This is a genomic window from Tsuneonella troitsensis, from assembly GCF_001441535.1.
GTDB lineage: Bacteria > Pseudomonadota > Alphaproteobacteria > Sphingomonadales > Sphingomonadaceae > Tsuneonella > Tsuneonella troitsensis.
The window spans coordinates 480,878-493,101 of record NZ_LMAU01000001.1 but is presented as its reverse complement, the minus strand read 5'-3'; the positions used below and the strand labels follow the sequence as shown (position 1 = coordinate 493,101).

The window sequence follows — 12,224 nt, the reverse complement described above, 5'->3', positions numbered from 1 at the left end:
AGATCGCAACCCGATTGCAAGCGCGCGCTAGTTCGGGGTTTCCCCGATGTCGAGCAGGCGCACGGTGAACAGCAAGGTCGCGCCGCCGGGAATGGGCCCCTTGCCCTTCATTCCGTACGCCGCCGGCGCGGGCGCGGCGATCTCGATCGTGTCGCCCACACCCATCTGCGGAATGGCGATCTTCCATGCCGGGATCAGGCGGCCTAGCGGGAAAGTAGCCGGTTCTCCCCCTTCCGAACTGTCGAACGCAGTGCCGTCGACGAAAGTCCCGGTGTAGTGGACCGTCACCACGTCATCGACCAGCGGACGCGGCCCGCTTCCGTCCCCCGCCACGCGGCGGAACAGGACGCCGTCTTCCAGCATCTGCCAGCCGGGCTGCGCAGCCCGCTCGGCGAGCGCGGCCTGTTGCGCGCTGACCCACGCCATGTCCTGGCTGCGATCGGGCGGGCTGTCGGCCGGCCCTTGCGCGACCGCCGCCGCTCCGGCGATCAACGCCAGCCCCAGCGCCAGCGTGGCACCGCTCTCTCCCGCAAGGCGCAGTTTCATCGGTTCGCTCCGATCACCAGTCGTAGGCCTTGGGAAGGTCGCTTTCGTCGAGATCGCGGTAGCGGTCGCCCAGGCGCTTCTGGTGACTTCCGCGCGGCTGTTCGACCCCGTCGATAAACACGCGCTCGGCCGCGCTCGATACCTCGAGCGGATCGCCGTCCCAGACGACGAGATCGCCCGCGGCACCGGCCTTCAGCACGCCGAAGCGATCACCGAACCCGGCGATCTCGGCCGGGATCGACGAGATCGCGGCGAACGCCTCACCCCACGACAGCCCGGTCGCGCCCGGCACCCTGGTGAGCGAGACGAGGTTGCCGGCGAACTGCATCAGGTTCTTGGGCTGCTCACCGGTAGTGCCGATCAGGCGCCCGAGCGCGACCTTGACCCCGGCGCGGACCATCCGGCCCACGTTGCTCTGGGTCGCGGCCAGCTGTTCGAAGCTCGACGGGAGATCGTCGACCGGGTCGGCGATCACCGGCACGTCGGCGGCGGCGATGTCGCTCGCCACCATCCAGCCCTCGCTCGCGCCGAGCAGCACCAGCTTCAGGCGCGGAAACTCGCCGCGCAGCGCCAGCACCGAACGAATGTCGGACGCGCGTTCGACCACGACGTAGAGCGGCTGGCTGCCGTTCACTACGGGCACCAGCGCCGCCGCGTCGAACCGCGTGAGCAGCACGTCGTCGCGCTCGGCACTATTGTCGACCAGCCGCGGATCGACCGGAATGTCGTCCCCGGTCTCGAGCGGCGCGTTGCGCCCGCCGCCGACGATCCGCGAATCGCTGCCGTACTGGCGCGATTCGCGCAGCGCGTTGCGCAGCAGGGCATGGGCGCTGACCCGGCTGCCGCCCGCGATCCGCGCGCCGGCCTCACCCAGCGTCACGATCTGGAACGCGCGCGGACGCACCACCATGTTGCCGTCCGCGCCGAGATCGACGATCGCCCCCTGGCCGCCGAAGATCGAGCCGGTGGGCGACGAATAGACGCTGGCCCGGGTAATCCCCGCCTCGCGTGCCACCGCCACGTGCTGCGAAGCCGGGTTGAGCGCGGGCGACACGTCGAGCGCGGCCCCGAACGGCGATCCGCGCGCCGAAGTATCGTTCGATTCGGACACGCCTTCGGAATCGGCGAGGCCGAGGTCGCTCACCGCGGCGAACACGCCGGGGGTGACCCATTTGCCCGTCCCGTCGATCGCCTGCACCCCGGCGGGCACGGCGACGCCGGATCCTGCGGCGACGACCTTGCCGCCGCGCACGACGACGGTCCCGCCGACCACCGGATCGCTGCCGTCACCGGTGGCGACGGTGGCGTTGGTGATGGCGAAATCCTGAGCCGCGAGCGGCGTCGACAGCGCGAGCAGCGCCGTCCCGATCAGCAGGCGGGCGCTCATTTCACGTCTCCTTCGCCGGGCTGGCCAAGCTCGAAGTCGCTCACCGGCCTGCGTTTGGGATCGTTCGCATCGTACATCAGCGCGCCGTCTATCCAGACTTTCTCGGGGCGGGAATAGACCGACAGCGGATCGCCGTTCCACAGCACCACGTCGGCCATCTTGCCCGGTTCCAGGCTGCCGGTCAGATCGGCGATACCCATCGCCTTGGCGGCGTTGAGCGTGAGCCAGCGGATCACCGTCTCGTCGGGAATCTCGATCCCGACGCGGCGCCCGGCGGCCTGCGCCTTGGCCGCTTCCTGGTTCAGCCGCTGGATGCCGTTCGCGTCGTCCGAGTGGATAACGACGCAGGCGCCCGCGTTCTGCAGGTAGGCCGCGTTTTCGGGAATGCCGTCGTAGCTTTCCATCTTGAAGCCGTACCAGTCGGCCCAGATGGCGCTGCACACGTCGTTCGCCTTGAGCAGATCCGCGATCTTGTAGCTTTCGACCGCGTGGTGGAAGGCGGCAACCTTGTAGCCCATCTCCTTCGCCATATCGAGGACGAGCGCCATCTCGTCGGCGCGGTAGCAATGGTTCTGGATCAGGATCTCGCCCGCGAGCACGCCTTTGAGCGTTTCGGTGGCGAGGTTGCGCTTCTTGCCGTCGTCGGCCTTCGCATCGAGCCAGGTCTGGCGATTGACCGCCAAGTTGCCCATCCGGGTCGAAGGCATCCGCCCCTTGCCGCCATAGACGCGCTTGGGATTCTCGCCGCAGGCCATCTTCATGCCATAGGGCGCGCCAGGGAACTTCATCCCCTGGATCGTGCGCGAGGCGACGTTCTTGAGCGTGACCGAACGCCCGCCCATGAGGTTGGCCGAGCCGGGCAGGATCTGCAGCGAGGTGATGCCCCCGTTCGCCAGCGCGCGGCTGAAGCCCGGGTCCTGCGGCCAGACCGAATGTTCGGCCCAGACTTCGGGTGTGGTCGGGTCGGTCGCCTCGTTGCCGTCCGAATGCGCGGACACGCCGGGCGAGGGATAGTCGCCGAGGTGCGAGTGGATGTCGATGATCCCCGGCGTCACGAACTTGCCGCTGCCGTCGACCCGCGTGTAGCCCGTCGGGATGGCGAGGTCGGCGCCGCCGATTGCGACCACCTTGCCGCCGTCGAACAGCACCGTTCCGCCCTCGATCCGCCCGCCGGCGCCGTCGAACACGGTCGCGCCGACGAGCGCGGTCGGCGCGCCGGGGTACGGACGGTAGGTGGAAGGATAAGGATCCTTGTTGATCGCCGTCGCCGCGCGCGTGCTGGCGGTATCGTTGGTCCCCTCGGTGGTGGAACAGGCCGCGAGTGCCAGTGCGCAGCTCGCGGTCAGCATCAGTCGAAACGTATTCATTGCGCCCCCGAAGACATTGCGGGGCGCAGGTTCTGCCCGCGCCCCGATTTCACCATTGCGTTGTCAGTTCGGCCGCGGGGCCGGATGGATTCCGGCGCCCTGCGGCTCGCCCGGCCCTTCGGCCTGGCCGGCAAGGTCGTCGCCGACAGTGTCGTCCTGCAGCGTGTCGATGTGCATCAGCTTCTTGATCAGCGGGCTGATCACCAGGACCACGACACCCACGCCGATCGCGAACCAGCCGACGGTCGAATAGACGTCGAGCACGACCTGCTTGCCGGCTTCCTCGCCCACGCCTTCCGCCCCGGTCGCCGCCGCGATCAGGCCGGCGGCGAAGTTGCCGGTGGCCGACGCGAAGAACCACACGCCCATGATCAGCGACGCCATGTGCGCCGGCGCCAGACGCGCCATCGCCGACAGGCCCACCGGGCTGAGGCAGAGCTCGCCAGTCGTGTGCAGCAGATAGATCAGGAAGATGAAGATCACCGGGGTCGGCACGTCGATGCCGACGGAGCTTGCGCCCCACACCAGCACGAGGAAGCCGAGGCCCACCTGGACCACCGCCAGGCCGAACTTAAACGGCGTCGACGGCTCGATGCCCTTGCGCCCCATCACCGTCCACATCGTGGCGAAGATCGGCGCGAGCAGGATGATGTAGATCGCGTTGATCGACTGGAATACCGATGCGGGAACTCCCCCGCGATCGACGTGCCGGTCGGTGAACAGGTTGAGGCTCGACCCGGCCTGTTCGAACAGTGCCCAAAACACGATCGAGGTGATGATCAGGAACAGCGCCGCAAGGATACGGTCACGCTCTTCCGCCGCCAACTTGAAGACCGCGGTAAACAGCACGTAGGCCACCAGCGCGCCGCCGAAAACGAGCAGCAACCAGCCGACCATGCTCTGGTACTGGATCGCCAGCCAGCACAGGCCGACCAACACGAGGCCGGCGCCGTACATCGACCATTCGGTCCCCTTGGCGAGAGGCTTGGGCGGCTCGCCCCGGCCAAGCAGCAGCGGCTTGCCCCAGACGAACACCACCAGGCCCATCAGCATGCCGATGCCGGCAAGGCCGAAGCCGTAGGACCAGCCATAGGTTTCGCCGATATAGCCGCACAGCAGCGAGCCGATCGCCGCGCCGAGGTTAATCCCCATGTAGAAGATGGTGTAGGCGCCGTCGCGGCGCACGTCGGTGCGCGGATAGAGCTGACCGACGATCACCGAGATGTTCGCCTTCAGGAAGCCCGAACCCACGATGATCAGCGCCAGCGCCAGCCAGAACACGTAGATCACCGGGTTGTCGGTGCTGCCGGCGGCCGGCTCTCCCTCGAACGCCATGAAGAAGTGGCCCAGCGTCAGCAGGACGGCGCCAAAGAGGACCGCCTTGCGCTGCCCCAGGTACCGATCGGCCAGGTAGCCGCCCACGACGGGGGTGATGTAGACCAGCGCGGTGTATGCACCGTAGATGAGGCCTGCCTCGCTGTCCGAGTACAGCCAGTGCTTGGTCAGGTAGAATATCAGCAGCGCCCGCATGCCGTAGTAGGAGAACCGCTCCCACATCTCGGCGAAGAAGAGCATGAACAACCCTTTCGGGTGCCCCAGGAAAGTGCCGGCGGAATCGCCGTGCGGTAACTGCTGTGTCGCCATGTGTATGGAACGCCCTCTGAACAACCCTGGCGCAGCCGGTCTTACGCCGGGATGCGCTGCTAGACGGCGCGCACCCTAGCGCCAGATGCGCGCATGTGAAGCTATTGTTTCAGCCGAAACCGCCTCGCGGCTGTGTTGCCGTGAACTTGACGCGCCGCGCTGTATTATGGCACTGACGCACCTCGGCGCGGATGCACGCGCCCGCGAGGAGTCCGATGAGCCAGCCCAGCCAACCCGTGTACCTGCGCCTGCGCGACATGATCGCCGCGGCGATCATCGAGGGGCGGTATGGAGAAGGCGACATGCTGCCATCTGTCCGCGCGTTCGCCGCCGAACAGGGCGCCAATCCGCTCACGGTCGCCAAGGCCTATCAGTTGTTCCAGAGCGAGGGCCTGGTCGAGGTGCAGCGCGGTGTCGGGATGTACGTCGTCTCCGGCGCGGCGGAGCGGCTTCGCAGCAGCGAGCGCACCCGCTTCATCGAAGAGGAATGGCCCGAGATCGCCGCGCGGATGAACCGGCTGGGGATCGATCCGGCTCACCTGCTCGAACGGGCCTGAGGGGCAACGTCCCGGATCGGGCCGCGGCACGAAAGCATTGCTCCATAACGGAGATTGCGCTCGCGACCGTGCTCTGGCAATCTATCTGGGAACACCCGGCTGGTCGCGCCGGGAACAGGGCGCGATCGTCGGAGGGCACCACAGTGATAAGATCGGAACTCCTGCAAGCCATCGCCAAGGAAAACCCCGAACTGCGCGCGGAAGAAGTCGAACAGGTGGTCGACATCTTCTTCGATGAAATCGGGAAGCGACTGGCCGAAGGTGGACGCGTGGAATTGCGGGGCTTCGGGGCTTTTTCGACCCGTGAGCGCGAAGCGCGCAAGGGTCGCAATCCGCGCACGGGCGAGGCGGTCGACGTGCCGGCGAAGAAGGTGCCCTATTTCAAGCCCGGCAAGGAAATGCGCCGCACGCTCAACGACGTGTGAGCCGACCGACCGATCCGATTATCGCAGCGGATTTGCCCGCACTGCCGCGCGGCGCTAGGGCCGCGGTGCGTGCGGGTGTGGCGGAACGGTAGACGCCGGGGACTTAAAATCCCCTGTCCCTTGGACGTGTGGGTTCGATTCCCACCACCCGCACCATCGCTTCGGCGCTCCTCCTGGCGCGCGCTGCCCCCGTTAAATTAACCTTCGCCCCTAACCCCGCAATCACACCTACCCGGGTAGCAGCAAGGTCGAGACCGTTTTTGGGCAGTACCAGCTGCGCGGCAGAAAGAGCCGCGGCCATTGGGGTTCGCAGATGGAGCACGGGCGTATCGAAATGCCGCACGAAGCGGCAACCGGCCTTACCGAGGATCGAAGCGCGCCGCGCTTCACCCTGCTGATTCGTGCAGCCAAGCTGATCGCGCCAACCGGAGAGTTCATCGCGGTCATCCGCGACGTCTCGGAAAGCGGCATTAGCCTGCGCGGCTTTCACACGCTGCCGGTGGGCCAGCCGCTGACGCTCGAATTGCGGACCGGCGAGCAGCACCGGGTCGAGCCCGTGTGGAGCCGTGGCCACGAGGCCGGCTATCGATTTGCCGAGACCGTCGATATCGTCCGCCTCGTCGCGGAAGCCGGTCGCTTTCCGAAGCGCCAGCTACGGTTGAACCTAACGTTCGGCGTCGAGCTTGCCTTCCTGGGCCGGAAAACGGCCGCCGAAGTGCGGAACATCTCCCAGCAAGGGGCCGGAATAACCTGCGCCGAGCGGCTGGCCATCCAGCAGCCCTTGCGGATCGTGTCCGGCCTCCTTCCGGAAATCCGCGCGAAAGTGCGTTGGCGCAAGGACGACGCCTACGGCCTGGCGTTCGACGACACCTTCGGCCTCGGCCAGCTCGCCGCATTTGCCGCCGGAGCGCAGGATCCCGCGCTGCTTGCCGTGCCGGGTCGCTCTGAGTTTGGCAGGCGCTGAGAGGCTCGGCTCGCCATCCAGCAGGCACACGGCACGTTTACTACTCGGTAACCACTTTCGTTCATTCCCGGATCGACTGAACCGGGGGGCAGGATGATCGACAATTCAAGCGAGCTGAGCGTGGACGTCGCCATCATCGGCGCGGGTCCCGCCGGCCTTACTGCCGGATACCTGCTGACCAAGGCGGGCAAGACGGTCGCGATCATCGAGAAGGACGAAACCTACGTCGGCGGCATCAGCCGCACCGTCCAGCACGAAGGCTACCGGTTCGACATCGGCGGGCACCGCTTCTTTTCCAAGTCGCAAGCCGTGGTCGATCTATGGAACGAGATCCTTCCGGACGATTTCATCCAGCGCCCGCGGATGAGCCGCATCTATTACGAGGGCAAATTCTACAGCTATCCCCTGCGCGCGTTCGAGGCGCTGCGGAACCTCGGCATCTGGCGTTCGGTCGCCTGCATGGCCAGCTATGCCTGGTCGAAGGTTTTTCCGGTGCGCGAAGTCAGGAGCTTCGAGGACTGGACCAGCAACCAGTTCGGCAAGCGGCTCTATTCGATCTTCTTCAAGACCTACACCGAGAAGGTGTGGGGGATGCCGTGCAACGAAATGAGCGCCGATTGGGCGGCCCAGCGCATCAAGGGATTGTCGCTCTGGGGCGCGGTTACCGACGGGCTGAAGCGCAGCCTCGGCCTAAACAGGCGGCCGAACGACGGGCAGGCGGTCAAGACCCTGCTCGAAACCTTCCGCTATCCCCGCCAGGGCCCCGGCATGATGTGGGACGCGGCGCGCGACAGGATCGTCGCGAGCGGGAACGGCACCGTGATCATGGGTCACGGACTCGAACAACTCGCCGCCGACGGGCAGGGTGGCTGGCGCATGACCGCCAGCGCCGCCAACGGCGACAAGGTCGTGGTGAAGGCCGCCCATGCGATCAGCAGCGCGCCGATGCGCGAACTTGCCGCGCGGCTCCATCCGCTGCCCGACACGACGCTGAACGCCGCGAACCTCAGGTACCGCGACTTCCTTACGGTCGCGCTGATGGTCGAGGGCGAAGACCTGTTCCCCGACAACTGGATCTACATTCACGACAGCAAGGTGAAAGTCGGCCGGGTCCAGAACTTCCGCTCGTGGTCGCCCGAAATGGTGCCCGACAAAAGCATGGCCTGCGTCGGCCTCGAATACTTCTGCTTCGAAGGCGACGGACTGTGGTCGATGGCCGACGAAGACCTTGTCGCGCTTTCGACGCGCGAAATGCAGATTCTCGGCCTGCTGGACCCCGCCAAGGTCAAGTGCGGCGCGGTGGTGCGCCAGGAAAAGGCCTATCCGGTCTACGACGAGACTTATGCCGCCAACGTCGCGGCAATGCGTTTCGAGCTGGAGGACAAGCACCCCTCGCTTCACCTCGTCGGGCGCAACGGCATGCATCGCTATAACAACCAGGACCACGCGATGATGACCGCCATGCTGACGGTCGAGAACATCATCGCCGGCCGCCGCGTGTTCGACACCTGGTGCGTCAACGAGGATGCCGAATACCACGAGGCGGGCAACGAGGGGGCCGAGAAGGCACTGCCGCTGAGGGAAACCGAGACGCTCTCGCCCGATCAGGCCGCCGCGCTGGCATCGGTCCGCGACGTCCCTCGGCGCATCGCACCCGGAACCAAGGCCGCCTGAAGGCAGGCCGGACAAGGAACGGTCGGACCCGCGATGAGCGACCTTGGGCAATCCTTAACCGAAATCGCGGATAACTTCCGCGGCGGATCGCACCTGCCGTGCGCGCTTGAGGCCCGAGCCCGGTGACTTCCAGGTTTATCAAGATCGTCGATATGCGCCTGGTCCGCTATGGCCTGGCGAGCGTCGGCGCGCTGGCGGTGGACCTGGGCAGCTTTCTTGCCCTGCTCGCACTGACGATCCCGGCGGCGATTGCCTCTGCCGTCGGCTACGCGCTTGGCATCGCCGCGCACTGGCTCCTGTCGAGCCGAGCCGTGTTTACCGATTCGGTTGCGGAGCGCGGCCACGGACGCAACAGGCAGAAGGCCTTGTTCGTCGCCTCGGCAGCAGCCGGCCTCGGCATCACGACAGCGATCGTCGGCGTCGGCGACTATTCCGGCGTCGACCCCCTGATCGCAAAGATGGTCGCGATCGCCGTCAGCTTCACGGTCACGTGGATGCTGCGCAACAAGGTGGTTTTCCGCCGGACGGATCGGCCGACATGAGCCTTTTCGTCGAAAGGCGGCGCCCGGCGCTTTCGCCCGATTTCCTGCTTCGGGTCCTGCTTGCCTGGGTCATGATCGCGGCCTTGCTGATCGTCACGAACCTCGCCTCCATCATCGCATACCGTTTTCCGGATCCGGACGACGCCCTCCGCCTGGTGCAGGTGCGCGACTTGCTGGGCGGCCAGGCTTGGTTCGACCTCGCACAGCACCGGGTCGATGCGCCTGGCGGCGGAGTCCCGATGCACTGGTCCCGCCTGGTCGACCTTCCGGTCGCCATCGTGATCCTGTCGCTTGGCTGGCTCATTGGACAGGGTCCGGCGGAGATGGTCGCACTGATCGGGATACCGATCCTGACATTCGGCATCGCGCTGCTCCTCGCCGGCCGCATCGCCTGGCGGCTCGTCGGCGACGAGGCCACCGGCTTCGCCTGCCTTGCAATGGCGCTGTCGGTCCCGGTCATCGAGCAGCTTCGCCCCATGCGGATCGACCACCACGGATGGCAGATCGTCTGCGCCCTCGCGGTGATGAATGCGCTCATGGCGCGGCGGCCGATCGTCGGCGGGTGGGTCGCGGGCGTCGTGATGGCGGTCTGGCTGTCGATCTCGATCGAGGGATTGCCGCTGGCCGCAGCCGTCTGCGGCGTAACGGCGCTGCGCTGGCTGCGCGACCGGCATGACAGCGCCTGGTTCGTCGGCACCCTTCAGGGGCTTGCAGCCGGTTCGGCGGTGCTGTTCGCACTGACTCGCGGCATGGCTAACCTTTCCCAGTACTGCGACGCTATCAGCCCTGCCCACATCGCCGCCTTTGCGGTCGGCGCGTGCGGCGCCACGATCATGGCACGGGTCGAGCCCCTGCCCCGCTTCGCGCAGATTTCGGGGTTTGCGATCGTCGCGGGGGTTACCTTCGCGACCCTGCAGGGCATTGCACCGGGATGCGCCGGCGATGCCTTCGCCAGCCTCGATCCCCTCGTCAGGACCTTCTGGTACAACGGCGTGAGCGAGGGGCTGCCGATCTGGCACCAGTCTCCCGGCGTGGCGCTGCAGATCGCTATCCCGCCGCTCGTCGCCCTGGTGGCGTGCCTGCAGCTTGCCGCCCGGAACGGCGCGTGGCTGCGCCGATGGTGGCTGGATTACGCGATCATCCTGTTCGCCGCGTTCGTCGTCTCTCTGTTCGTTGCGCGCGCAGGCGCCGTTGCCGGCGCGCTGGCAGCCGTCCCGCTCGGCTGGCGGATTCGCGAGTGGCTGCGCTCCGCGCGCAACTTGCGCCGACCCGGCCGGCGCGTGCTCGTCATGGCCGGCATCGCCCTTGCCCTCCTGCCCGCGATGCCGTTGACGCTGTTGTCGATGGCTCGCCCGGCCCAGGCCTCCAGTGGCGAATCGCCGATCCTGGCATCATCCTGCCGGATCGGGACTTCGGCGGATTTGCTGAACGAACTTCCGCGCGGCGAGATTTTCGCACCGTTCGATATCGGACCCGAATTGCTCCTCGAAACGGACCACACCGTCGTGGCTACGAGCCATCACCGGGGGGCGGATGCCATGCGGATGACGATCGCCGCATTCCTCGGCACCCCCGATGCCGCACACGAGGCGCTGAAGGCGCGCGGCACGCGGTATGTGGCGGTGTGCCCCAGCCTCAACGAGCCGACGCGATATCGCGCCGCAGCGCCCACCGGCTTCATGGCGCATCTGCTCGACGGTCGCGCCCCTGCGTGGCTCGAACCGGTGTCGGTCCCCGGAGACGGGCAGCTCAACATCTGGCGAATCCGCGACTGAACATTGGCGTCTGCGCTCGTCGGTCAAGGGGCGTCGCCCGTCGACCCCGCGATTGCCCTCGCCCGGCGCCGGGTCTATGGCCGAACCGGAACGCGCGCTTGCGCGGGGTGCCCTATGTGTGTAACACACTTCCGGGGTCTGCAGGGCAGGATTTATGAATTACGAAACGACCGTCATGGGCCACGAAGACGCCGCGCAATCGCTTGAAGGCACGGATGGGATCGTGGGCGTGCAGCCGAGCCGCAAGAAGAAGTGGGCTATCTTGGCCATCGTCGCCATGGTCGGCCTTGTCGTCGCGCTGTACATCTATGCCAAGAGCGGGGCAGACGCGCCGACGGGCGAGGATGAAAGCCAGGTTCCCGTGGTCACGGTGATCACTCCGGGCCGCGCCACCATTCCCGGCACGATCACTGCCAGCGGCTCGCTCGCCGCGCGGCGCACGTTGCCGGTGGGCTCGGTCGGCGAAGGCGGCCGCGTGGTGTCGGTATCGGTCGACCAGGGCGACTGGGTTCGCCAGGGCCAGGTGCTCGTGACGATCGACCGGTCGGTCCAGAATCAGCAGATCGAAGGCTCCCGCGCCCAGATCGGGGTCGCCCAGGCGGATCTCAACCTGGCGCAGGCCAACCTCGACCGCGCGCTCAAGCTCGTCGATCGCGGGTTCATCTCCAAGGCAGACGTCGATCGGCTGACCGCGACCCGCGATGCCGCGCGGGCACGAGTCAACGTGGCGCGCGCGACGCTGGGCGAGCTTCAGGCGCGCACGGCACGGCTCAATATCTACGCGCCCGCCTCCGGCCTCGTGCTGACGCGCAACGTAGAGCCTGGCCAGACGGTCGGCGGCGGCGCGACCCCCCTGTTCGAAATCGCGCAGGGCGGTGAGATGGAGTTGCTCGCACTGGTCGACGAAGCGCAGCTGTCGCGTCTTTCCGCCGGCAATGCCGCCGAAGTGACGCCGGTGGGCAGCGATCGCAAGTTCACCGGCCAGATCTGGCAGGTGTCGCCGACGATCGATCCGCAGACCCGGCAGGGCACGGCGCGCGTGGCGCTGAGCTACGCGCCCGAATTGCGCCCCGGCGGCTTTGCCAGCGCCACCATCAACAGCGGCACGATCGTCGCGCCGCTCCTGCCGGAAAGCGCCGTGCTGTCCGACGCCAACGGTTCGTATGTCTACGTCGTCGGCGCGGACAACAAGGCGGTCCGCCGCTCGGTCCAGACCGGGACGGTTACCGACCAGGGGATCGCCATCACCGGCGGGCTGACCGGCAACGAAAAGATCGTGCTGCGCGCCGGCGGCTTCCTCACCGAGGGCGAGACGGTTTCACCGCGCCTGCAGAAGAATTGAC

At 67.0% G+C, this 12,224-nt stretch carries 11 protein-coding genes and 1 tRNA gene; 8 read left to right on the top strand and 4 right to left on the bottom strand.

From position 1 onward, the window contains the following. Nucleotides 1–27 precede the first annotated feature (27 nt). The 4 genes from AR323_RS02480 to AR323_RS02465 all read right to left on the bottom strand — a co-directional run bounded on the left by AR323_RS02480 (nt 28) and on the right by AR323_RS02465 (nt 4,944). On the bottom strand, nt 28–546 hold the full coding sequence (locus AR323_RS02480) for an FKBP-type peptidyl-prolyl cis-trans isomerase (RefSeq protein WP_057882343.1): 519 nt from the start codon (nt 544–546) through the stop codon (nt 28–30). Between the two features lie 13 nt (nt 547–559). Continuing rightward, nucleotides 560–1,933, bottom strand: a complete 1,374-nt coding sequence (locus AR323_RS02475; protein WP_057882342.1) for an amidohydrolase family protein — start codon at nt 1,931–1,933, stop codon at nt 560–562. Then, nucleotides 1,930–3,300, bottom strand: a complete 1,371-nt coding sequence (locus tag AR323_RS02470; protein WP_057882341.1) for an amidohydrolase — start codon at nt 3,298–3,300, stop codon at nt 1,930–1,932. The genes AR323_RS02475 and AR323_RS02470 overlap by 4 nt, the downstream gene beginning before the upstream one ends. Before the next feature lie 63 nt (nt 3,301–3,363). After that, entirely contained in the window at nt 3,364–4,944 is a 1,581-nt protein-coding gene (locus AR323_RS02465) for a peptide MFS transporter (protein WP_083495193.1), read from the bottom strand. A 215-nt stretch (nt 4,945–5,159) separates the two neighbouring features. Here AR323_RS02465 and AR323_RS02460 point away from each other — a divergent pair, with 215 nt between their 5' ends. The 8 genes from AR323_RS02460 (at nt 5,160) to AR323_RS02425 (ending at nt 12,223) form a co-directional block, all read left to right on the top strand. After that, nucleotides 5,160–5,501 carry a GntR family transcriptional regulator gene (locus tag AR323_RS02460; RefSeq protein WP_057882339.1) on the top strand — a complete coding sequence of 114 codons (342 nt, stop codon included), beginning with the start codon at nt 5,160–5,162 and terminating at the stop codon, nt 5,499–5,501. Then, nucleotides 5,432–5,926, top strand: coding sequence for an integration host factor subunit beta (locus AR323_RS15240; protein ID WP_268810491.1), 495 nt, complete (start codon nt 5,432–5,434; stop codon nt 5,924–5,926). Before AR323_RS02460 ends, AR323_RS15240 begins: the two co-directional genes overlap by 70 nt. A gap of 71 nt (nt 5,927–5,997) precedes the next feature. Further along, a tRNA-Leu gene (locus tag AR323_RS02450) sits at nt 5,998–6,082 on the top strand. A gap of 157 nt (nt 6,083–6,239) precedes the next feature. Continuing rightward, complete coding sequence (locus AR323_RS02445) at nt 6,240–6,890, top strand: PilZ domain-containing protein (protein ID WP_057882337.1); 651 nt, start codon at nt 6,240–6,242, stop codon at nt 6,888–6,890. A gap of 93 nt (nt 6,891–6,983) precedes the next feature. After that, the gene (locus AR323_RS02440; RefSeq protein ID WP_057882336.1) at nt 6,984–8,564 is read left to right on the top strand and encodes an NAD(P)/FAD-dependent oxidoreductase; all 1,581 of its coding nucleotides are present in this window, start codon (nt 6,984–6,986) and stop codon (nt 8,562–8,564) included. A gap of 122 nt (nt 8,565–8,686) precedes the next feature. After that, the gene (locus AR323_RS02435) at nt 8,687–9,106 is read left to right on the top strand and encodes a GtrA family protein (protein ID WP_321164523.1); all 420 of its coding nucleotides are present in this window, start codon (nt 8,687–8,689) and stop codon (nt 9,104–9,106) included. Further along, nucleotides 9,103–10,881, top strand: coding sequence for a hypothetical protein (locus AR323_RS02430; protein ID WP_057882335.1), 1,779 nt, complete (start codon nt 9,103–9,105; stop codon nt 10,879–10,881). Before AR323_RS02435 ends, AR323_RS02430 begins: the two co-directional genes overlap by 4 nt. A gap of 154 nt (nt 10,882–11,035) precedes the next feature. After that, nucleotides 11,036–12,223, top strand: a complete 1,188-nt coding sequence (locus AR323_RS02425) for an efflux RND transporter periplasmic adaptor subunit (protein ID WP_057882334.1) — start codon at nt 11,036–11,038, stop codon at nt 12,221–12,223. Nucleotide 12,224 lies beyond the last annotated feature (1 nt).

What these genes read in the sequence shown, in the direction of transcription:
- AR323_RS02475 (WP_057882342.1), bottom strand. Translation starts at nt 1,933, where the DNA reads ATGAGCGCCCGCCTGCTGATCGGGACGGCGCTGCTCGCGCTGTCGACG.
- AR323_RS15240 (WP_268810491.1), top strand. Translation starts at nt 5,432, where the DNA reads ATGGCCCGAGATCGCCGCGCGGATGAACCGGCTGGGGATCGATCCGGC.
- AR323_RS02430 (WP_057882335.1), top strand. Translation starts at nt 9,103, where the DNA reads ATGAGCCTTTTCGTCGAAAGGCGGCGCCCGGCGCTTTCGCCCGATTTC.
- AR323_RS02460 (WP_057882339.1), top strand. Translation starts at nt 5,160, where the DNA reads ATGAGCCAGCCCAGCCAACCCGTGTACCTGCGCCTGCGCGACATGATC.
- AR323_RS02425 (WP_057882334.1), top strand. Translation starts at nt 11,036, where the DNA reads ATGAATTACGAAACGACCGTCATGGGCCACGAAGACGCCGCGCAATCG.
- AR323_RS02440 (WP_057882336.1), top strand. Translation starts at nt 6,984, where the DNA reads ATGATCGACAATTCAAGCGAGCTGAGCGTGGACGTCGCCATCATCGGC.
- AR323_RS02465 (WP_083495193.1), bottom strand. Translation starts at nt 4,944, where the DNA reads ATGGCGACACAGCAGTTACCGCACGGCGATTCCGCCGGCACTTTCCTG.
- AR323_RS02445 (WP_057882337.1), top strand. Translation starts at nt 6,240, where the DNA reads ATGGAGCACGGGCGTATCGAAATGCCGCACGAAGCGGCAACCGGCCTT.
- AR323_RS02470 (WP_057882341.1), bottom strand. Translation starts at nt 3,300, where the DNA reads ATGAATACGTTTCGACTGATGCTGACCGCGAGCTGCGCACTGGCACTC.
- AR323_RS02480 (WP_057882343.1), bottom strand. Translation starts at nt 546, where the DNA reads ATGAAACTGCGCCTTGCGGGAGAGAGCGGTGCCACGCTGGCGCTGGGG.